The organism is Corynebacterium sp. NML 150383 (genome assembly GCF_002285085.1).
GTDB lineage: Bacteria > Actinomycetota > Actinomycetes > Mycobacteriales > Mycobacteriaceae > Corynebacterium > Corynebacterium gottingense.
Genome location: NZ_NSGK01000001.1, coordinates 55,910 through 75,740 on the forward strand (window position 1 = coordinate 55,910; position 19,831 = coordinate 75,740).

Here is a 19,831-nt window from a genome sequence, read left to right on the forward strand (position 1 = left end):
CTTTTCGTGATTCCCCTTCGCTCGCGCGTGACCACTGTTGGCCGCCAAGCCGCCGGTGCCCGCGCCCTCTGGCGCGCAACTGGCACGGAGGAAAGCGAGTTTGGCAAGCCGATCGTCGCGATCGTCAATTCGTACACGCAGTTCGTGCCGGGCCACGTGCATCTCAAGCACGTCGGCGACATCGTCGCGGACGCGGTGCGCAAGGCGGGCGGCGTGCCGAAGGAGTTCAACACGATCGCCGTCGACGACGGCATCGCGATGGGCCACTCGGGCATGCTGTACTCCCTGCCAAGCCGCGAGATCATCTCAGACTCGGTGGAGTACATGGTCAACGCACACACCGCCGACGCGATGGTCTGCATTTCCAACTGCGACAAGATCACCCCGGGCATGCTCAACGCTGCGATGCGCCTGAACATCCCCGCGGTCTTCGTCTCCGGCGGCCCGATGGAGGCCGGCAAGGCGTTCGCGGTCGACGGTGTGACCAAGCCGAAGTCGGATCTCATCGACGCCATCGCGCTCTCCGCCAACGACGCGGTCTCCGACGAGCAGCTCGACGACATCGCCAACGGCGCCTGCCCCACCTGCGGTTCCTGCTCCGGCATGTTTACCGCGAACTCCATGAACTGCCTCACCGAGGCCCTCGGCCTCTCGCTGCCGGGCAACGGCACGACGCTGGCCACCCACACCGCCCGCCGCGACCTGTTCACCAAGGCCGGCGAGATGATCGTCGAGATGTGCAAGCGCTACTACGGCGACGGTGACGAGCGCGTCCTGCCCCGCAACATCGCTACGAAGCACGCGTTCCGCAACGCGATGGCGCTGGATATGGCGATGGGCGGCTCGACCAACACGATCCTGCACATCCTCGCCGCCGCGCAGGAGGGCGAGATTGCCTTCGATCTCACCGACATCGATGAGCTCTCCCACGTCATCCCCTGCCTTTCCAAGGTCGCGCCGAACGGCGAGGCGCACGTCGAGGATGTGCACCGCGCCGGCGGCATCCCCGCCATCCTCGGCGAGCTGCACCGCGGGGGCCTGTTGCTTGACGACGTCCACTCGGTCGCCTACAACTCCCTCACCGATTGGCTCAGCGACTGGGACATTCGCGGCGACCACCCGCTCGACGAGGCCGTCGAGCTCTACCACGCAGCCCCGGGCGGCAACCGCACCACCGAGGCGTTCTCGCAGTCGGCCCGCTGGGACTGCCTTGACACCGACTCCGCCAACGGCGTGATCCACGACCTGGAGCACCCCATCACCTCCGACGGCGGCCTGGTCGTCCTGCGCGGCAACCTCGCCCCGGACGGCGCGATCCTCAAGACCGCGGGCGTCGAGGAAGGGCTCTGGGAGTTCACCGGCCCGGCTCGCGTGGTCGACTCGCAGGAGCAGGCGGTATCTATGATTCTGAACCGCGAGGTGCTCGAGGGCGAGGTCGTCGTGATCCGCTACGAGGGCCCGTCGGGCGGCCCGGGTATGCAGGAGATGCTGCACCCGACGTCCTTCCTCAAGGGCGCTGGCCTGGGGAAAAAGTGCGCGCTGATCACCGACGGCCGCTTCTCCGGCGGCACTTCCGGCCTGTCCATCGGCCACATCTCCCCCGAGGCTGCGCACGGCGGCCTGATCGGCCTGATCGAGAACGGCGACACCATCGCCATTTCGGTGGCGAACCGCGAGCTGAAGCTGGACGTGCCGGAGGAGGAGTTGCGGAAGCGTCGAGAAGCGATGGAGGCCTCAGAGCGCCCCTGGACGCCGAACCGCGTCCGAGAGGTGTCGAAGGCGCTGCGCGCCTACGCAAAGATGGCGACCAGCGCCGACAAGGGCGCGGTCCGCCAGGTGGATTAGTTCGCGAGCGGGTTCACGCCGGTGCCGAACCACCAGATCAACCCGGCGGCGACCACGCCGAGCAGCGCGCAGATCCAGCTCCACGCGATGGGGCGGCGCGCCCACGAACGGGTGGCGTCCACCCCGTAGAAGCCCGGGCCGGTGAATTGCAGGCCCAGTGCCAGGCCGAACAGGATGATCGGCAGCCACGCCTCGGCACCCCAGGCGAAGACGTTCCAAGAGTCGGTGGCGTCGACGATGCCGTGCACCGCCATGAACCCGGTCACGGCGACCGCCACCATCGACGCGATCGGCGAGAGCAGCCCGAGCACGAGGAAGACGCCGGCGGCGAGCTGCAGGATCGGCACCACGATGGCCAGGCCGTCGCCGTACGCGTAGTCGCCAAACGCGTCACGCAGCTCGGAGATGCCGTCGGAGCCGCCGAGGCGGAAGAGCGTGGTCACGGACGCGACGATGAGCCAGCCGCCGAGCAGGAGGCGCAGCAGCAGCAGCCCAAAGTCAATGGTGCCGCGCTTCGCCCGCGGCTCCTCGACGCGCACCGGCTCCGGTTCGGCCACGGCTGGGGTCGGGTCGAGGTGTACGGTCTCGGTCGGTGATTCGGGGAACACCTCGGTCGGTGCAGCCTTGCCGGTCAGTGTCGCGGGCTGTTCGCTTGTCGACGCCCCCACCGCCGTACTCCCGGCAGTGTCCTCATTGCCGAGCGGCGCGTACGGCAGGCCGTCGAGCGGATCGAAATCATCAGGAGTGACGTCGCGTGCGTTCTTCTTGTCCATGCCTGTAAATCTATGCCACGCGCCCCACGGCCGCTGGCAATCTCCTCGGCGCGCCCCCGCAAAACTTGGTTGACACGTCACTGTCTCGCGTGGATACTCGAGTCTATGAGCTCCAACCCAGCACGCAACGCGTCCCCGGACGGCGAGTTTGTCCGCGACACCACCTACATCGCCGACTCCTTCAGCGCCGACCTCGCCCCGGGCAGCGCCCCGCAGCCCGCCGACGACGGCACCTGCGCCTGGCCCATCGAGCCGGGCCGCTACCGGCTCATGGCGGCGCGCGCCTGCCCATGGGCGCACCGCGCGATCATCGTCCGCCGCCTCCTCGGCCTCGAAGACGCCATCTCACTCGGCCTGGCGGGCCCGACCCATGACGCCCGCTCGTGGACCTTCGACCTCGACCCGGACGGCAAGGACCCCGAGACGGGCCTGCACTTCCTCAAAGGCGCGTATGAGGCGCGTTTCCCGGGCTATCCGCGTGGGATTACGGTGCCGGTGATCGTCGAGAAGCAAACGCGCGCCGCGGTCACGAACGACTTCCGCCGCATCCCCGTCGATTTCCAGGACGCCTGGGCGGCCCACCACCGCGACGGCGCCCCCGACCTCTACCCGCGCGAGCTGCGCGCCGAGATCGACGAGGGCGCGGACCGCGTCTACCGCCACATCAACAACGGCGTGTACCGTGCAGGATTCTCCGGCTCGCAGGACGCGTACGAGGAGGCCTACGCCGACCTCTGGGAGCACATGGACTGGCTGGAGGACCACCTCTCGCGGCACCGCTTCCTCGTGGGCGAGCACATCACGCTTGCCGACGTCTACCTCTACCCCACCCTCGTCCGCTTCGACCCCGTCTACGTCGGCCACTTCAAGGCGTCACGCAACCGCATCGCGGAGATGCCCAACCTGCGCGGTTACCTCCAGGAGCTCTTCCAGCTCCCGGGCTTCGGCGACACCACCGACTTCCAAGAAATCAAGGAGCACTATTACATCACCCACGCGGAGATCAACCCCACCGGCGTCGTCCCCGCGGGCCCCGACATGCGCTGGCTTATCGACGCCCACGAGCGCCACCTCCTCCCCGGCTCCCCCTTCGCCGACGGGGTCACCCCGCCGCGCCCCGTCCGCGCCGGCGAGGAGGTTAAGCACCCCGCGCCGTTCCAGCGCTAGTCGCGCGTGCCGCCGAGGACGCGCAGCGCCGCCCCGTCGAGGCGCATCGTCGACCAGTCGCCCATGTCGTCGGCGCCCATCGCGTTGTAGAAGCCGATGGACGGCGTGTTCCACTTCAGCACGGACCACTCGACGCGGCGGTAGTCGTTCTTGACCGCGATGCGCGCGAGCTCCTGCAGCAGCGCCGTGCCGATCCCCCTGCCGCGGCACTCCTCGCGGACGTAGAGATCCTCCAGCCAGATGCCGTGGCGGCCCTCCCAGGTGGAGTAGCTCAAGAACCACAGGGCCACCCCCTCGAGTTCGCCGTCGTTGTCCGCCACCAGCGCGAACACACTCGGGTTCTCGCCGAAGAGGTGGTCGCGGACGTCCTGCTCGGTCGACGTCACCGCGTCGGGCTCCTTCTCGTAGAGCGCGAGCTCGTTGATCATGGCGTAGATGGCGGCAGCATCGGCGTCGGTGGCCTGGCGGATTGTCGTCATGGGTCGTTAGCTTAGGCGAGAGCGGGCGGATTCCAGAATTGGGAGACACCAACGACCCGGCTGCGCCCATAATGTCACGAGAAGGTCACGTTTTACTGTGCGAAACGATCCCGCGGCCGAGGCGGCGCTGTGCGCACGCTGGGCGCGCGTGCGGGGCGATACGCTGGCGTTTCTTGGGGTGGGTGGTGGCGTCGAGAAGCGAAAAATGCCCGTACACACGCAAAATGGCCATTCGCGGGGGCGAGCGTGCTTTGTTAATATCGCCCCGGTTCATTTTTATCGTACGACTATTTTTCTAGGATCATTCCATGAAACAGACAATTCAGGTGGCCATGGCGCTCGTCGGCCTGCTCGTCGGCGCCGGCTTCGCCTCCGGCCAGGAAGTCATCCAGTACTTCCTCGCCTTCGGCTACATCGGCATCGTCGGTGCCGTGATCTCCGGCATCATCATCTTCGTCGTCGGCACCACCATCTTCCAGCTCGGCTCGTACTACCTTGCCGACGACCACTCCGTGGTGTTCAACCGCGTATCCAGCCCGATCGTGTCCAAGTACATGGACTACGCCACCATGTTCAGCCTCTTCGCGTTCGGCTTCGTCATGGTCGCCGGCGCCGGCTCCAACCTCAACCAGCAGTTCGGCTTCGCCCCGTGGATCGGCGCGACCATCATGACGGTCCTGCTCGTCCTCTCCGGCTTCCTCGACGTGGACCGCATCACGCAGGTCATCTCCGTCATCACGCCGTTCCTCATCGTCGCCGTCTTCGTGGCGTTCGGCATCACCATCATGCACATGCCCGACAGCCTGCACGCGATGAACGACATCGCCCTGCAACAGTCCCCCGCCGACGGCGTGTTCAACAACTGGCTGCTCTCTGCCGTCAACTACGGCACCCTGGTCAACATCATGGCGGTGTCGATGATGCTGGTCATCGCCGGCTCGCAGATGAACCCGCGCACCGCCGGCGTCGGCGGCCTGCTCGGCGGCCTCATCTTCGCCATCATGCTGGTCATCCTGAACTTCATCCTGTTCTTCAACATGGACAAAGTCGCGGGCAAGGACATGCCGCTGCTCGCCGTGTTTGACTCGATGCACCCGGTTGTCGGCGTCATCGTCTCCATCATCATCTACATGATGATCTACAACACCGCCGTCGGCATGTTCTACGCCATGGCCCGCCGCTTGACCAACAAGCACCCGGAGCGCTTCCGCATGGTGTACTTCATCGTGGTCGGCATCGGCTTCCTGCTGTCCTTCGTCGGCTTCGCTGACCTGATCAGCTGGGTCTACCCGGCGATCGGCTACCTGGGCATCATCCTGACCATCGCCATCATCGTCGGCTGGTTCAACGACCGCGACAACATCAAGGAGGAGACCAGCCGCCGCGAGCGTCTCGCTGAGCTCGCCGAGACCGCGCTCGACCCGTCCGAGGACGAGCTGACCGCCAAGGAGCGCAAGGAAGTGGAGAAGCTCGCGTCCGAGTCCCACGTCGAGGACTCCAACCTGTGGCACTCCGTCCAGGAGGAGGTCGCGGCCAACCTCGACGCTGACGAGGAGAACAAGTTCAACCTCGAGGACGCCCCCTCCCTCGACCCGGATCACGACGACTACGAGGGCGCGCCGGAGTCCGACGGCGACGGCATCGACTGGGACGCCTACAAGGAGGTCTACGAGACTGGGAGCTTCCCCGCCGTCGACCCGAACTCACCCAACGGCGTCAAGGGCAACGACGACACCCCGGGCGGCAGCACCGCGGTGAAGTAGCAGCTTCTCGACGCCCCCGCGCACGCAAAAAGGCGCTCCTGGTCCAAGACCGGGAGCGCCTTTCGTCGTGAAGCGCGAACTGCGCCTAGGCGAGCTTCGCGGCGATCATCTTGTTGACCTCGCCCGGGTCAGCCTTGCCCTGGGTGGCCTTCATGACAGCGCCCACGATCGCGCCGGTGACCTTCTTGTTGCCCGCGCGGTACTTCTCCACGATGTCCGGGTTCGCAGCCAGCGCGTCGTCGATCGCCTTCTCGATGGCGCCGTCGTCGCGCACGACCTCGAGGCCGCGGGCAGCGACCACCTCGTCCACGGTGCCCTCGCCGGCGATGACGCCGTCGATCGCCTGGCGGCCGAGCTTGGTGGTCAGCTTGCCTTCCTTGACCAGCTCAACCACACGCGCGACGTCGGCGGGGGCGACGCCGATCGCGTCGAGGTCCTTGCCCGCCTCGTTCGCCTTCGCCTGGATGTAGGAGACCCACCAGGCGCGGGCCTCGTCCGGCGTCGTGCCGGCCTCGACGGTGTCCACCACCAGGTCGAGCGCACCGGCGTTGACCAGGTCGCGGAACTCCTTCTCCGGCAGCTGCCATTCCTCCTGGATGCGCGCGCGGCGCACCCACGGCAGCTCCGGCAGCGTCTGGCGGATCTCCTCAACCCACTCCGGCTTCGCAATCACCGGCGGCAGGTCCGGGTCGTTGAAGTAGCGGTACTCGCTCGCTTCCTCCTTCGGGCGCCCCTTGGAGGTGGAGCCGTCCTTCTCTTGGTAGTGGCGGGTTTCTTGGACGATCTCGCCGCCGTCGTCAAGCACCTGGGCCTGGCGCTGCATCTCGAAGCGCACCGCCTGTTCGACGGACTTCAGCGAGTTGATGTTCTTCGTCTCGGTGCGCGTGCCGAACTTCTCCTGGCCGATGGGGCGCAGGGACAGGTTGGCGTCGCAGCGCATCGAGCCCTGGTCCATGCGCGCGTCGGACACGCCGAGGGCCTTGACCAGCTCGCGGAGCGCCCCAACGTACGCCTTGGCCACCTCGGGGGCGCGCTCGCCGGCGCCAATGATCGGTTTGGTCACGATCTCAATGAGCGGGATGCCGGCGCGGTTGCAGTCCACCAGCGAGGCGGTCGCGCCCGTGATGCGGCCGGACGAGGAGCCGAGGTGTGTGAGCTTGCCGGTGTCCTCCTCCATGTGGGCGCGCTCGATCTCAACGCGCCACTCAGTGCCGTCCTCCAGCTGCACGTCGAGGTAGCCGTCGTGCGCGATCGGCTCGTCGTACTGCGAGATCTGGTAGTTCTTCGGCTGGTCCGGGTAGAAGTAGTTCTTGCGCGCGAAGCGGGAGCTCTCCGCGATCTCGCAGTTGAGCGCCAGGCCGATCTTGATCGCCCACTCGACGCCCTTCGCGTTGACCACGGGCAGCGCGCCCGGCAGGCCGAGCGAAACCGGGTCAATATTGGTGTTGGGTTCAGCGCCGAAGTGCGCGGAGGCGGTGGAGAACATTTTCGTCTCCGTGGCCAGCTCCACGTGCACCTCAAGGCCCATCACGGGGTCGTACTTTTCCAGTACTTCGTCGTAATCCATCAAGTCGTAGGCAGTCATGCGCCCCATTCTACTAATCCACGCGCACGTTCTCCCCGCCAGTGCACCATTGCGAGCGAACATACGCTTCCTTATCATCGTCGCCGTGCGTTACCCCGATTTCTCAGATTCCCCAACCAGAACGGGCGTGGTGATCGTAGTGCTCGTGGGCCTCCTCGTACTCGCGGCACCATTCGCCGCCCGCGCCGTGGTGAGCACCCCCGCCCCGCAGGCAGAACCGGTTTCCGCAGGCAGTGTCACGCTTGTCGACGCCCACGGCACCCCACTCGTCTGCCCGCGCACCGAGAACCGCCCGGCGCAGGACGACACCGGCGTCGGCGGTATGTGGACGTGGAACTGCGCCAATGACGTGAAGGCGAGCGCCCGCGTCGAGCTCTCCCCCGCCGACGGCGAGGCGCCCGCGGCCCTGACACGCTACTTCTGGCAGATGACCAGCGGCGAGGACCTCCGCCCGGACGACATCACCCACCCCGCTCCCCACGTCGCGGTGGGCCAGCGCGGTGACATCGCTGCCGCTTCCGTCCAACGCGGCAACACCACCACCTACTTCAGTGCGAGCGGTGGCGATGGCGTCGACCTCATTTCCCGGCTCGCCGCGGAGGAGGCGATGCACGAGTGAGTGGTTTCCGCCTCCCCCAAGTACTCGTCGGGCTGATCTTCACCGCCCTGCTGGCCTACTCCGGCTACAGCTACGCGCAGATCCCGTGGCGCCCCGTGTTCGCCGGTATTTCGGTGGCAATTGTCCTCGCGCTGCTGCTCATCGCATGGGTGTTGTTGCGCCGCCACCCCGGCCGCCCGGATTCGCGCTGGTGCCTCCCCGCAGCCGTACTCGTGGGCATGGCGCTCACCGGCCCCATGGGCCCGGTCAACTCCGCATTCCAGGAGGCTGCGGCGAGCCTGCCGAGCGTGGTCTTCTACGCCGTCTCGCCGTTCCCGGAAGAAACGGCGAAGCTGCTGCTGGTGCTTGCCACCGTGTCGGCGTTCGCGCCGGTGGCCCGCCGGATCGAGGTGGCGGTCGTCGGCATGGCCGTCGGAGCCGGCTTCTTTATCGCAGAAACCATGTCGTTTGCCGCAATTGCCGCCGCGACCGACCTGCAGTCTGATTTCGCCGACGGCACGTTGACCTACGCGGTACGGCTCATCATGTCGCCGTTCGCCCACGCGCTGTACACGGGGCTCGCCACGTGGGGCCTTGGCGCGTTGCTGTGCCGGACTGACCGCCCGCTGTCGTGGAGGCTGCAGCGCGTCGCTGGCTGGTTCCTCCTCGCGGTGTGCGTCCACGGCGCCTTCAACGCGTCGTCAGAACTCCCCGGGGCCGCGGGACTCATCGCGATGGTGGTCACCGTTGTGGCCAGCTGGTGCTTGCTGGTTTGGTGCTACCGACGCTCACGGGCAGTCGGCGCCGACGCGGCGACTGAGTCCCACACTTCGCGGTAGCTCTCGGCCAGACTGTCCACTGTTTCGTGGGCGTTGAGCCCGCTCGGGTTGCCCACCACCCACACGGGTACCCCGGCAAGGCGTTCGGGCTGCAGTCCGCGCTTGGCTTTCGGAGCACGGTAGGCGTCGCGAAAAGCACCGATGCCCACGACCATAACCACGTCAGGACGATGCCGCGCGACGCACGCTCGTACTTTGTCGCCACCCGCAATGAGCTCCTCGCGCGTCAGTGCTGAGGCTCGCGGCGTCATGCGGTCAACAAAGTTGGTAAAACCGATGCCCATTCCGGCGAGCATGGCGGCGTCTTCATCTGCGAGCCCTCGCTCGGCGTGCACCCGGTACGGCGTGATGCCGGCGCGCTCGAGCGCGGGCCAGAACCGGTTTCCGGGGTGGGCGAACGGGGCGTCGACCTCTTCCGTCAGCCGACCGGGGTTAATCCCCACCACCAGCAGGCGGCAGGGGTCCGGGATCCGATCCCGCATCTAGCCAAACATCGCCTTCGCCGTGGTGTAGCGGTGCTCCGGCACGCTCTTCAGGTGCGCAACCGCGTTCTCCAGCGGGACGAGGTCGATGTCCTCGCCGTGCAGCGCCACGCAGGTGTCAAAGTTGCCCTCGTGCGCCGCGCGCGCCGCGTGGACGCCGTAGCGGGTAGCCAGGACGCGGTCGTACGCGGTGGGCGTACCGCCGCGCTGGATGTGGCCCAACACGGTGGTGCGCACGTCGTAGCCCAGGCGCTTCTTGATCTCGTCAGCGACGATCTGGCCCATGCCGTTGAAGGTGATGTGGCCGAACTCGTCCTCCTCGCCCAGGCTGCCGTCCATGGTGCCTTCCTTCGGGGTGGCGCCCTCTGCGACGACGACAATGCCGTACTTCTCGCCCATCTGGAAGCGGCGCTCCATCGCCTTGCAGATCTCGGCGATGTCAAACGGCTCCTCGGGGATCACGGTGTAGTGCGCGCCGCCGGCCATGCCGGCGTGCAGCGCGATCCAGCCGACGTGGCGGCCCATCACCTCGACGATAAGGATGCGGTTGTGCGATTCTGCGGTGGTGTGCAGGCGGTCGATCGCGTCGGTGGCGACGGAGACGGCGGTGTCGAAGCCGAAGGTGTAGTCGGTCGCCGCGACATCGTTATCAATGGTCTTCGGCACGCCCACAACGGGGATGCCGTTGTCCGCCAGCCACTTCGCGCCCTTGAGGGTGCCCTCGCCGCCGATGGCAATCAGCGCGTCGATCTCCGCGTCGGCCAGGTTTTCCTTGATGGTGTCAATCCCGGCTTTGAACTTGTCCGGGTGCAGGCGGCCGGTGCCCAGGATCGTGCCGCCGCGCAGCAGGATCGAGTCGATGAACGCGTCGTCGTACAGGTCGACGCGGCGATCCTCCATGAGGCCGACCCAACCGTCCTGGTAGCCGACGACGGTCGAGCCGTACTCGGCGCTGGCAGTGCGGACAATTCCACGGATGACGGCGTTGAGCCCTGGGCAGTCGCCGCCGGAAGTTAGTGTCGCAAGTCGCATAACTGCCACCTTAGCGCGTTTGCCAGGAAGCTGGCCGACCGAGCTGGTGGCGTGGGCGTCGAAAAGCGAATTAGCGGTCGCTCTTGAGGAAAAACGAGCTGACCGCACCGATGAGCATCGCCGCGAGCGGGATGAGCACAGCCCAGCGCACCGACACTGCGATGTCGCCGGAGACGAGCACGGCGCCGACGAGCGCTACGCCGAGCACGCTGCCCACCTGGCGCAACGTGTTGTACAGCCCGGAGGCCGCGCCCGAGTCCTCCTCGGGCACCGAGCGCATCGTGGTCGTGGCATTCGGCGCCCACGTGAACGCGCTGCCCACGCCGAAGACCGCGGCGAGCAGCGCGACCCAGAGCGGGTTCGCACCGGTGCGCACGACGGCGTACGTGGCGAGCAGAGCGATGCTCATCGTGCCGAAGCCGAACACGCACAGCACCTTGGGGCGCATCTTGTCCGACAGCACGCCGGCCACCGGCGTGAGCACGAGCGCGACGATAGACATCGGGGCGGTGAGCAGGCCCGCGCGTGCCGACGACACCTCCATGACGGTTTGCAGCCAGTACATCATCGGGATGAACATCGACGCTGCCGTGAAGCCCAGGGCGGCGACCCCGAGGGTGCCCAGGGCGAAGTTGCTGTCGCGGAACAGCCCGACGGGCAGGAACCCGTGGTCGCGCCCGCTCACGCCGCGCCAGATGATGAGCGCGACGCCGCACAGGCCGAGCACGATGGCGACCACGTTGCCGTACTGAATGCCGTAGATGAGCAAACCCAGGCCGGCGAAGGAGAGCGCGACCGACGCCAGGTCTATCTGCGCGGGCGACGACGGCAGCCGCGGCACCCACGCGAACGCCGCGCACAGCGCGACGACGCCCAGGACAGCTTGGGCGATGAATCCGGCGCGCCACCCGCCGGCGTCGATGATCGCGCCACCGACCACCGGGCCGGTGAGCGAGGCGATGGAACCGATGACGCCCCACGCGGCGAACGCGCGGCCGCGCTTGTGCTGCGGGAAGACGCGGTTGATCATCCCGAAAGCCTGCGGGAGGAAAATCGCGGAGCCGACACCCTGGATGGCGCGCGCGAGGACGAGCCCCCACAGGTGCGAGGAGCCCGCGGCGATCGCGAGCGCCGCGACGTAGATGCTCAGGCCGGTAAGGAAGACGGGGCGTTGCCCGTACTTGTCACCAAGCCGCCCGGTCACCGGCATGGGCACGACGGTGCACAGCAGGTAAACGCTGGTGAGCCAGACCGCGTCGCCGACCTCGTAGGGCAGCCGCGGGGTGATCACCGGCATAAGGCCTTGGTCCACAAGGATGAGGAAGTAGCCCGCGGCGAGCGCCGCGAGCGTCACCCAGGGGTTGGGGCCAGAGTGGGGTGCCACCGAGCGCCCCGCCGACGTCACAGAAGTTGTCACGAAAGGGGTCCTCTCAGGGTCTCGGGGGTTGGGATGGGCGACGCGTTACTTGTCTGCGTCGCGGCCGGTCTCGTAGGCGGCGCCGACGCGGTAGAGGCGCGCGTCCTCGAACGCCGGGGCGATGAGCTGCAGGCCGACCGGCAGACCCGTGTCGTCCGCCTTGCCGGCGGGCACGGACATGCCCGGCAGGCCGGCGAGGTTCAGCGGCAGGGTGAACAGGTCGAAGTTGTACATGGCCAGCGGGTCGTCGACCTTTTCGCCGAGCTTGAAGGCGGTGGACGGCACGGCGGGGGCCGCGATGACGTCGCAAAGCTCGAATGCTCGGGCGAAGTCCTGCGCAATCAGGGTGCGCACGCGCTGCGCCTGCAGGTAGTAGGCGTCGTAGTAGCCCACCGACAGGGCGTAGGTGCCGAGGATGATGCGGCGCTTGACCTCGGAGCCGAAGCCGGCGCCACGGGAGGCGGCCATGACCTGCTCGGCGGAGTGCTCGCCGTCGTCGCCCTCGCGCAGGCCGTAGCGCATGCCGTCGAAGCGCGCGAGGTTGGAGGACATTTCGGACATCTGGATGATGTAGTAGGCGCCCATCACGTCGTCGAAGTGCGGGCAGTCCACCTCCACGATCTCCGCGCCCTGGGCCTCGAGCTGGGCAAAGGCTGCGTCGATGCGCGCGTTGACCCCGTCCTGGGTGCCGGGGCGCTGGAACTGCTTGACCTTGCCCACCTTGACGCCGGTGAGGTCGCCGCTGGCGCCTTCGCGGGCGGCGTCCGCAAGCGGTGCCACCGGGCGGTCCACGCTGGTCGCGTCGAACTCGTCGTGGCCGCCGATGATCTCGTGCAGCAGCGCGGTGTCCAGCACGTTGTTGGCGCAGGGGCCGACCTGGTCCAGCGAGGACGCGCAGGCTACGACGCCGTAGCGGGAGACGCCGCCGTAGGTCGGCTTCACGCCGACGGTGCCGGTCAGCGACGCCGGCTGGCGGATCGAGCCGCCCGTGTCCGTGCCGATGCCCAGCGGAGCCTGGCCCGCCGCGAGCGCCGCCGCGGTGCCGCCGCCGGAGCCGCCCGGCACGCGCTCGGTGTCGTGCGGGTTGCGGGTGACCTTGTAGGCGGAGTTCTCGGTCGAGGAGCCCATGGCGAACTCGTCCAGGTTCGTCTTGCCCAGGATCGGGATGCCGGCCTCGCGCAAGTGCTTCACGACGGTCGCGTCATACGGGCTCATGTAGCCCTCAAGCATCTTCGACGCGGCGGTCGTCGGCGCGTCGGTGGTCACGAGCAGGTCCTTCAGCGCCAGCGGCACGCCAGAGAGCGGAGACGCGGGCTCCTCCCCCGCCTTGACCTGCGCGTCCACGGCGTCGGCCGCGGCGAGCGCTTCTTCCGCGCCCACGTGCAGGAACGCGCCGAGGGTCTCGTCGGTTTCGGCGATGCGGTCCAAGAACGCCTGGGTGACCTCGCGGGAGGTGACCTCGCCGGCCTGGATCATGCGCGCCAGCTCGTGGGCGGGCGTGGCGATGAGGCCGTCACTGGGCATGGTGAAGCTGGTGTTCTCGCTCATTTACTCGTCTCCCTCCCCGAGGATCTGCGGCACGACGAAGCGGTCGTCTTCCACCTCCGGCGCCTGGTCCAGCGCCTGCGCCTGCGTCAGTGTCTTCTTCTCAACGTCCGGTCGCATGCCCGCCTCGATGGAGTGCGGGTGGCTCATCGGCTCAACGCCCTCGGTGTCCACGCTCTGCACCTTCGAGACAGCGTCGACGATCTGGTCGAGCTGTTGCGAAATCTGATCGAGCTCGTCGTCCTGCAGCGCAACGCGGGCGAGCCGGGCGATGCGGGCGACCTCCTCGCGTGAAATCTCAGCCAAAACGGTTCCAATCTTTTCGTGCTTGAGTTATCTAACGTTATCCAACAAGGTCAGTAAACCGACCCTCATCTTACGTCACGGCCCTCGCTTGCCGACGAGCACCGCCCGCGCCCCGCTAGCGCCGCGGGGTCAGCGTGACGGGCAGGCTCGCCCACCCGCCGACCGGGAACTGCTCGCGGCGGCCCGCGTCCGCGGCGACCTCACCCACGGTGAACGCTTGCAGCAACTCCTCGGTGAGGCACCGCAGCTCTAGCATGGACAGGTACTTGCCCGGGCAGGCGTGGGGGCCGGCTCCCCACACCAGGTTGCTCGGGTGTTCCGGGTCCCGGTTCGCGGCGGTCCAGTGGATCCGCACGCGCTGCCCCTCGTCGAGCTCGACGCCGTCGAGGTCCACCGGGCAGGTGGTCACGCGCCGGTTGCTCACAAAGGGCGAGTCCTGGCGCAGGATCTCGTCGGCGATCGCGGTGAACTCCCGCTCGGACACTCCGCTGCGCAGACGGTCCTGCAGCGCCGCGTCGTTGCCCAGCGCGTAGAGCAGGACGCCGACGCAGTAGGCCATCGAGCTCAGGTCGCCCGCGGTCCAGTTGCGCAGGACGGAGACCAGCTCGTCGAATTCGAGGTGGCGGCCGATGCTCGTGTCGTTGAGCAGCTGCAGGGTCACGCTCGGCTGGCCTGCGGCGTCTGCAGTCTTCGCAGTCTGCGACTCCTTCGCGGCATCGACGGCCTCGTGGATCATGGCGTCGAACGCCTCCGCCACCGCGGCGGTGCGCTCGAGCTGGCCGGAGCGGGTGGCGGCGTTGTTCTCCGCGACCCAGTCGACCAGGCGGTCCTCCATGTCTGCGGGCCAGCCGAGCCACGCGAGCATGGCGCGCACGGCGTAGCGAGCGCCGATCGTGGCCACCGCGTCCACCTCTCCCCCGTCAGCGTCCAATTGCGCCCCCTGCACGTCAGCGATGACGCTGCGCGCGGCCTCCCGGAACGCCGGGGCGTAGGGGGTGAGTGCGTCGGGGGTGAGGTAGGCGTCGATAAGCGCGCGGAAGCGCTCGTGCTCCTCCCCATCGAGGCCGTTGGGCAGCTGCATGAAGCGCGAGACCGCGGACGAGAAGCGGGCGGGGTCCTCCGCCACGGCGCGGGCCTGGGTGTTGCCGAGCACGACGACCTCGTTACCGCTGCGCACGATGCGCTCCCCGCGGCTGAGGTGCGCGTCGCCGTACGCGCGCGGTTCGGTATTGGCGGTGGGGGCGTCTGGAAGCTCGCGTGCGTGCACGGTGCATGGTCCTTTCTGCGTAAAGATTCGCCAGCCTATCACCGTTTTCACGGTCAGTTGTACGGGCTGACTGATATAACTAGGTGCATGTCTTACCTTATTCGCGTCTCTCTCCCTGATGTCCCGGGCAGCCTTGGCGAGCTGGCCGCGGCGTTCGGCATGGTCGACGCAAATATCCAATCCGTGGACATCGTGGACAGCGTTGCCGCAGGCAAAACGGGGGATTCGGCGAGCGGCCACGTGACCGACGACATTGTCGTCGAGCTCCCCACCGGCACGATGGTGGACACGCTGATTACCGCCGCGGCCTCGGTGGAGGGCGCGGAGGTGGATTCGATCCGCCCGTTCACGGGGCGCGTGGATCGCCGCGGCCAGATCCAGATGCTACAGCGCATCGTCGCGGCGTCCGGCGACGAGCAGCGCGCGATGGACGAACTGGTGGGCGCGATTCCGCGGTCGATGACCTCGTCCTGGGCGGTGGTGCTGCGAGCGACCGACCACGGCCTGGACCGCGTCGCCGCGTCGCAGGCGGCGCCGGAGGACGACGGCTCTCACCCCACAATGCAGGACGTGGACGCCGCGCGCATCCTCCTGCCCGACGCGGATACCTGGGTCCCCGAGTCGTGGTGGCTGTTGGACACCGCCCTGTCCATCACCCGCCTGCCCGGCACCGAGTTGGTCCTGGTGGTCGGCCGCGTCGGCGGGCCGGACTTCTTGGCCTCCGAGGTATCGCAAATCGGCGACCTAGGCAGCATCATCGGGGCGATCCTGAGCTAGTTGGCTTATCGACGCCACCGCCCCCCCTTTACAACTTTCTAGATTTTTGGAATTCTAGAAGGTATGAAACACGCATGCTCCCGACCTATTGCCGGTGCCATTGGCGCCGTCACCGCCGCCGCGACGGCTGCCCTCCTGCTCACCTTCGGCCCACAGCGCATCAGCCTGGCTACCGCGCACACCGGCGACGCGCAGCTCGCGGCCGCGCTCGAGCGCAGCGCCGCCGCCGAGCCGGGGCACCGCGCGCTCTCGGCGCTGGTGTACGACCAGGGCCGAGTCACGTTCGGCGGCCTCGGCGCCGACGAGCACACCGAGTTTGAGATCGGCTCGATCACCAAGACGTTCAACGCGGAGCTGGTGCGCCAGCTTATCGACGAGGACGTGCTCGCCCTCGACACCACCGTCGGTGACATCCTCGGCGCGTCCGGGGTGCCTATCGATACGGTGACCATCGAGGAGCTTCTCAACCACACCGCTGGGCTCCCGGCAATGGGCCACCTCGGGCTGCCGGACATCCTGAAGGCCAACGTCACCCAGGGCGGCAACGCGTACCGCACCGACTCCCCCGACGACATCCTTGCCGCCGCCCGGACCATGGAGCTCCACGGCCGCGGCGAATACGCATACTCCAACTACGGGCACGCGCTGCTCGGGCAACTGCTCGCGGTGAAAACTGGCACGCCGTACGAAGAACTTGTGCGAACGCGGATCTTCTTGCCTGCGGGCATGGACGAATCGTTCGTGGCGGGCCCCGGCGGGGTGGATACGCACGTGCTCGGGCGCGGCCTGCGCAGTAACGGGCGCGAGGCGGAGCCCTGGGACATGGACGGCTGGGCACCGGCGGGCGCGATCCGCTCGACCGCGTCCGACATGGCGCGATTCATCGAGTGGGTCGACGAGCACGGTCGGCCCGACTACGGCTGGGCCACGGCCGATCAATACACCTTCCACAACGGTGGGACCGGTGGGTTTCGCACGATGCTCGTGTGGGATCCGGACAACCCGCACCGCGCCGTGTACGTCGCCGGCGACACCGAAGCCTGGGTCGACGACCTAGGCATCAACCTCCTCGACACCACCAAGGAGCTCGCATGATCCCGCTCATCACCTTCGTTACCGCCCTCCTGGCGTGGGAGACGTTCCGCGCCGCGCGTCGCCCGCAGCGCGCGGGCCTCGCGCTTATCAACGCCACCCTCACCGCGCTCGTGGTGTGGTGGATCGCCACTCCACTTGATTGGAACGCAACGCTCCCCATCTGGCTGTGGTGGACCCTCGCGGTGTGGGCGGCGGTGCTCGTGGGCTTGAGCGCCGCGCGACTCGCTTTACAGCGTTCCACGGTTTTGGAACGCTAGAACGCATGACATCTGCTGACTCCTTCGCCGCCCCCTTTACCGCTGCGCGCCTGGACGCCCTCGAGGCGCGCGTCGCGGCGCTCGAAGCCGCGCGCTCCGGTGCGTCGGCAGCGCCCACCGCGGTCCCGCACGGAACCGACCTTCCCGACCTCCCCGCCGTGTTGCGCGCCCTGGAGGGCTGCGACGACGGCGCGGTCGCGTTCGGCGGCTCGGTCACCACGGACGGCGGCACCTACGAATACCAGTGGGCCCGGCCGACGGAGGTGGTGACCGAGCACGCCTGGTCGGACCAGATCGAGCGCCTGGCCGCGCTCGCCCACCCCGTGCGCGCCGAGATGCTGCGGCACCTGCTTTCCGGCCCCGCGACCCCGGCAGACCTGGTCGCCGCCGAGGTGGTCACCTCAACAGGGACGGCCTACCACCACCTCAACGCACTGCAGGCCGCGGGGTGGGTTGCCAAGGAAGCCGGCGCGTATGCCATCCGCCCGGCGCGCGTCGTGCCGCTGATGGCAATCATCATTGCCGCGGAGGCACACTAGCGTGACAGCGCGTCCGGCCCTTCCTCCAGCAAGGTCACGAACTGCTCCTCGGTGAGGATCGGGCGGCCCAGGTCGCGGGCTTTTTGTTCCTTGGACCCGGCATTCTCCCCCACGACGACATAGTCGGTCTTCTTGGACACCGAGCCGGAGGCCTTGCCGCCGCGGGTGAGGATCGCTTCCTTGGCGGAGTCTCGGCTAAAGCCTTCGAGGGTGCCGGTGACGACGACGGTGAGGCCCTCGAGGGTGTGCGGGGTGGCGTCGGCGTCGTGGTCGTCTTCCATGCGTACCCCCGCTTTCGTCCAGGAGTCCACGATGGCCTGGTGCCAGTCCACGGTGAACCAGTCCTTGAAAGATTCGGCGATGATCTGCCCGACGCCATCGGTTTCGGCAAGGTCGGACAAGGGGGCGTCGAGAAGCGCTTGCATGCTCTTGTAGCGGGCGGCGAGCGCGCGGGCGGCGGTGGGCCCGACGTGGCGGATGGACAGGGCGACGAGCACGCGCCAGAAGTCGACCTGCTTGGCGGTTTCGAGGTTAGCCAGCAGTTTCTTGCCGGCGGCGTTGACGTGGCCGTCCTTGCGCGTGTAGGCGTTGGACTTCTTCAGGTCGTCTTCGGTGAGGTCGAAGAGTGCGGCTTCGTCGATGAGCACGCCCGAGGCGATGAGGTCCTGGGCGCCCTTCTCGCCGAGCGCCTCGATGTCGAATGCGCCGCGCGAGGCGAGGTACTCCAGGCGTGCCGACAGCTGCGCCGGGCACGAGCGGGTATTCGGGCAGCGCCAGTCCGCGTCACCCTCCTTCGCCGGCGCGAGTTTGGTGCCGCATACCGGGCAGTCCTGGGGGTAGACGAACTCGCGCTCTGAACCGTCGCGAAGATCCGCGACGGGCCCGAGCACCTCGGGGATGATCTCGCCGGCCTTGCGCACTACGACCGTGTCGCCGATGAGCACGCCTTTACGCTTGACCTCGTGCTGGTTGTGCAGGGTGGCCATGGACACCGTGGAGCCTGAGACGAAGACCGGCTCGAGGACCGCGTACGGGGTCGCGCGCCCGGTACGGCCGACCGAGACCTGGATGTCTTTGAGCGTGGTGGTGACTTCTTCCGGCGGGTACTTGTACGCGATGGCCCAGCGCGGCGCGCGGGAGGTGGAGCCGAGCTGGCGCTGCGCTGCCACGCTATCGACCTTGATCACCAGACCGTCCATCTCGTGGATGGCATCGTGGCGGTGGTCCGCCCAGTACTTCACCGCGTCCTGGACGTCCTTGGCAGTCTTGGCGGGCTTGGTGTACTCGGACACCGGCAGGCCCCACTCCGCGAGCTTGAGGTAGGCATCGTGCTGCGTCTCCGGTGCGAAGCCGTCGCGGGCGCCGATGCCGTGGCAGATCATGTGGAGCTTGCGCTTCTTCACATCGTCCGGGTTTTTCTGGCGCAGGCCGCCGGCCGCGGTGTTGCGCGGGTTGGCAAAGGGCTTGCCGCCTTCCTTGATGCGCTGCTCGTTGAGCTCCGGGAAGTCCTCGGGGCGGATGAACACCTCGCCGCGGACCTCCAGCAGCGCGGGGGCGTCGCCGGCAAGCTCGTGCGGGATGTCTTCGATGACGCGGGCGTTGGCGGTGATGTCCTCTCCGACCGTGCCGTCGCCGCGGGTGGCGGCGCGCTCGAGGACGCCGTCGCGGTAGACCAGGTCGATGGAGAGCCCATCGATCTTCAGCTCGGTGAGGTACGGGCCGGGGGTCTTGTCCAGCCACTCAGCGAGCTCTTCGGCCGAGAACACGTTGTCCAGGCTGTACATGCGCTCCAGGTGCGTCACGTCCGCGAACGCGGAGGACGCGGCCGTGGGCGCGCCGACTTCCTTGGTCGGCGAGTCCGGCACGGCAAGCTCGGGGTGCTCCTCCTCGAGCTCCTGCAGCCTGCGGAACAGGGCGTCGAACTCCGCGTCGGAGATGACGGGCTGCCCGTTGTAGTACAGGTCGCGGTGGTGACGGACCTCGTCCGCCATCTCGCTCCACGTGCGCTGCAGGTCCTCGAGGCGCTCGGGCGACGGTACGTCTGGCTCAGGTGTAGTCATGCCGT

19 protein-coding genes are annotated in these 19,831 nt (G+C 67.8%); 9 read left to right on the forward strand and 10 right to left on the reverse strand.

Features of this window, described 5'->3' with window-relative positions; genetic code table 11:
• The first annotated feature begins 6 nt into the window (after positions 1–6).
• Entirely contained in the window at positions 7–1,845 is a 1,839-nt protein-coding gene (ilvD, locus tag CKJ85_RS00260) for a dihydroxy-acid dehydratase (RefSeq protein WP_095553063.1), read from the forward strand.
• Here the strand turns inward: ilvD and CKJ85_RS00265 are convergent.
• Positions 1,842–2,618, reverse strand: a complete 777-nt coding sequence (locus CKJ85_RS00265; RefSeq protein WP_095553064.1) for a DoxX family protein — start codon at positions 2,616–2,618, stop codon at positions 1,842–1,844. The two genes, ilvD and CKJ85_RS00265, sit on opposite strands and share 4 nt — an antisense overlap.
• A 105-nt stretch (positions 2,619–2,723) precedes the next feature.
• Here CKJ85_RS00265 and CKJ85_RS00270 point away from each other — a divergent pair, with 105 nt between their 5' ends.
• On the forward strand, positions 2,724–3,785 hold the full coding sequence (locus CKJ85_RS00270) for a glutathione S-transferase C-terminal domain-containing protein (RefSeq protein ID WP_095553065.1): 1,062 nt from the start codon (positions 2,724–2,726) through the stop codon (positions 3,783–3,785).
• Here the strand turns inward: CKJ85_RS00270 and CKJ85_RS00275 are convergent.
• Positions 3,782–4,264: a GNAT family N-acetyltransferase gene (locus CKJ85_RS00275; RefSeq protein WP_095553066.1), complete on the reverse strand. Its 483-nt coding sequence runs from the start codon at positions 4,262–4,264 to the stop codon at positions 3,782–3,784. The genes CKJ85_RS00270 and CKJ85_RS00275 overlap by 4 nt on opposite strands.
• A 308-nt stretch (positions 4,265–4,572) precedes the next feature.
• Here CKJ85_RS00275 and CKJ85_RS00280 point away from each other — a divergent pair, with 308 nt between their 5' ends.
• Positions 4,573–6,027: a hypothetical protein gene (locus CKJ85_RS00280; protein ID WP_095553067.1), complete on the forward strand. Its 1,455-nt coding sequence runs from the start codon at positions 4,573–4,575 to the stop codon at positions 6,025–6,027.
• A gap of 85 nt (positions 6,028–6,112) precedes the next feature.
• Here the strand turns inward: CKJ85_RS00280 and gatB are convergent, their stop codons facing one another.
• The gene (gene gatB / locus CKJ85_RS00285) at positions 6,113–7,612 is read right to left on the reverse strand and encodes an Asp-tRNA(Asn)/Glu-tRNA(Gln) amidotransferase subunit GatB (RefSeq protein ID WP_095276239.1); all 1,500 of its coding nucleotides are present in this window, start codon (positions 7,610–7,612) and stop codon (positions 6,113–6,115) included.
• 85 nt (positions 7,613–7,697) lie between these two features.
• Here gatB and CKJ85_RS00290 point away from each other — a divergent pair, with 85 nt between their 5' ends.
• Both CKJ85_RS00290 and CKJ85_RS00295 read left to right on the forward strand, forming a co-directional pair.
• Complete coding sequence (locus CKJ85_RS00290) at positions 7,698–8,231, forward strand: hypothetical protein (RefSeq protein ID WP_143340105.1); 534 nt, start codon at positions 7,698–7,700, stop codon at positions 8,229–8,231.
• Positions 8,228–9,049 carry a PrsW family intramembrane metalloprotease gene (locus CKJ85_RS00295; RefSeq protein ID WP_095553069.1) on the forward strand — a complete coding sequence of 274 codons (822 nt, stop codon included), beginning with the start codon at positions 8,228–8,230 and terminating at the stop codon, positions 9,047–9,049. The genes CKJ85_RS00290 and CKJ85_RS00295 overlap by 4 nt, the downstream gene beginning before the upstream one ends.
• Here CKJ85_RS00295 and CKJ85_RS00300 read toward each other — a convergent pair.
• The 6 genes from CKJ85_RS00300 to CKJ85_RS00325 form a co-directional block, all read right to left on the reverse strand.
• Positions 8,989–9,531: a mismatch-specific DNA-glycosylase gene (locus CKJ85_RS00300; protein ID WP_095553070.1), complete on the reverse strand. Its 543-nt coding sequence runs from the start codon at positions 9,529–9,531 to the stop codon at positions 8,989–8,991. The genes CKJ85_RS00295 and CKJ85_RS00300 overlap by 61 nt on opposite strands.
• Positions 9,532–10,563 carry a 6-phosphofructokinase gene (locus CKJ85_RS00305; protein WP_095276080.1) on the reverse strand — a complete coding sequence of 344 codons (1,032 nt, stop codon included), beginning with the start codon at positions 10,561–10,563 and terminating at the stop codon, positions 9,532–9,534.
• 70 nt (positions 10,564–10,633) lie between these two features.
• On the reverse strand, positions 10,634–11,980 hold the full coding sequence (locus CKJ85_RS00310; protein ID WP_233126883.1) for an MFS transporter: 1,347 nt from the start codon (positions 11,978–11,980) through the stop codon (positions 10,634–10,636).
• A 45-nt stretch (positions 11,981–12,025) separates the two neighbouring features.
• A complete protein-coding gene (gene gatA / locus CKJ85_RS00315) occupies positions 12,026–13,528 on the reverse strand; it encodes an Asp-tRNA(Asn)/Glu-tRNA(Gln) amidotransferase subunit GatA (RefSeq protein WP_095553071.1) in 1,503 nt (500 codons plus the stop codon).
• On the reverse strand, positions 13,529–13,831 hold the full coding sequence (gene gatC, locus CKJ85_RS00320) for an Asp-tRNA(Asn)/Glu-tRNA(Gln) amidotransferase subunit GatC (protein WP_095276076.1): 303 nt from the start codon (positions 13,829–13,831) through the stop codon (positions 13,529–13,531).
• Positions 13,832–13,946: 115 nt separating this feature from the next.
• Positions 13,947–15,098 (reverse strand): cytochrome P450, encoded by a 1,152-nt coding sequence (locus CKJ85_RS00325; RefSeq protein WP_095553072.1) that lies wholly within the window; start codon positions 15,096–15,098, stop codon positions 13,947–13,949.
• An 87-nt stretch (positions 15,099–15,185) separates the two neighbouring features.
• Between CKJ85_RS00325 and CKJ85_RS00330 the strand changes: the two genes are divergently transcribed.
• The 4 genes from CKJ85_RS00330 to CKJ85_RS00345 all read left to right on the forward strand — a co-directional run bounded on the left by CKJ85_RS00330 (position 15,186) and on the right by CKJ85_RS00345 (position 17,766).
• A complete protein-coding gene (locus tag CKJ85_RS00330; protein WP_095553073.1) occupies positions 15,186–15,875 on the forward strand; it encodes an amino acid-binding ACT domain protein in 690 nt (229 codons plus the stop codon).
• A 63-nt stretch (positions 15,876–15,938) separates the two neighbouring features.
• Complete coding sequence (locus CKJ85_RS00335) at positions 15,939–16,970, forward strand: serine hydrolase (RefSeq protein WP_095553074.1); 1,032 nt, start codon at positions 15,939–15,941, stop codon at positions 16,968–16,970.
• The gene (locus tag CKJ85_RS00340) at positions 16,967–17,227 is read left to right on the forward strand and encodes a hypothetical protein (protein WP_095548275.1); all 261 of its coding nucleotides are present in this window, start codon (positions 16,967–16,969) and stop codon (positions 17,225–17,227) included. Before CKJ85_RS00335 ends, CKJ85_RS00340 begins: the two co-directional genes overlap by 4 nt.
• Positions 17,228–17,232: 5 nt before the next feature.
• Positions 17,233–17,766: a winged helix-turn-helix domain-containing protein gene (locus tag CKJ85_RS00345; protein ID WP_095553075.1), complete on the forward strand. Its 534-nt coding sequence runs from the start codon at positions 17,233–17,235 to the stop codon at positions 17,764–17,766.
• Here the strand turns inward: CKJ85_RS00345 and ligA are convergent.
• Positions 17,763–19,826: an NAD-dependent DNA ligase LigA gene (gene ligA / locus CKJ85_RS00350; RefSeq protein WP_095553076.1), complete on the reverse strand. Its 2,064-nt coding sequence runs from the start codon at positions 19,824–19,826 to the stop codon at positions 17,763–17,765. The two genes, CKJ85_RS00345 and ligA, sit on opposite strands and share 4 nt — an antisense overlap.
• Positions 19,827–19,831: the final 5 nt, after the last annotated feature.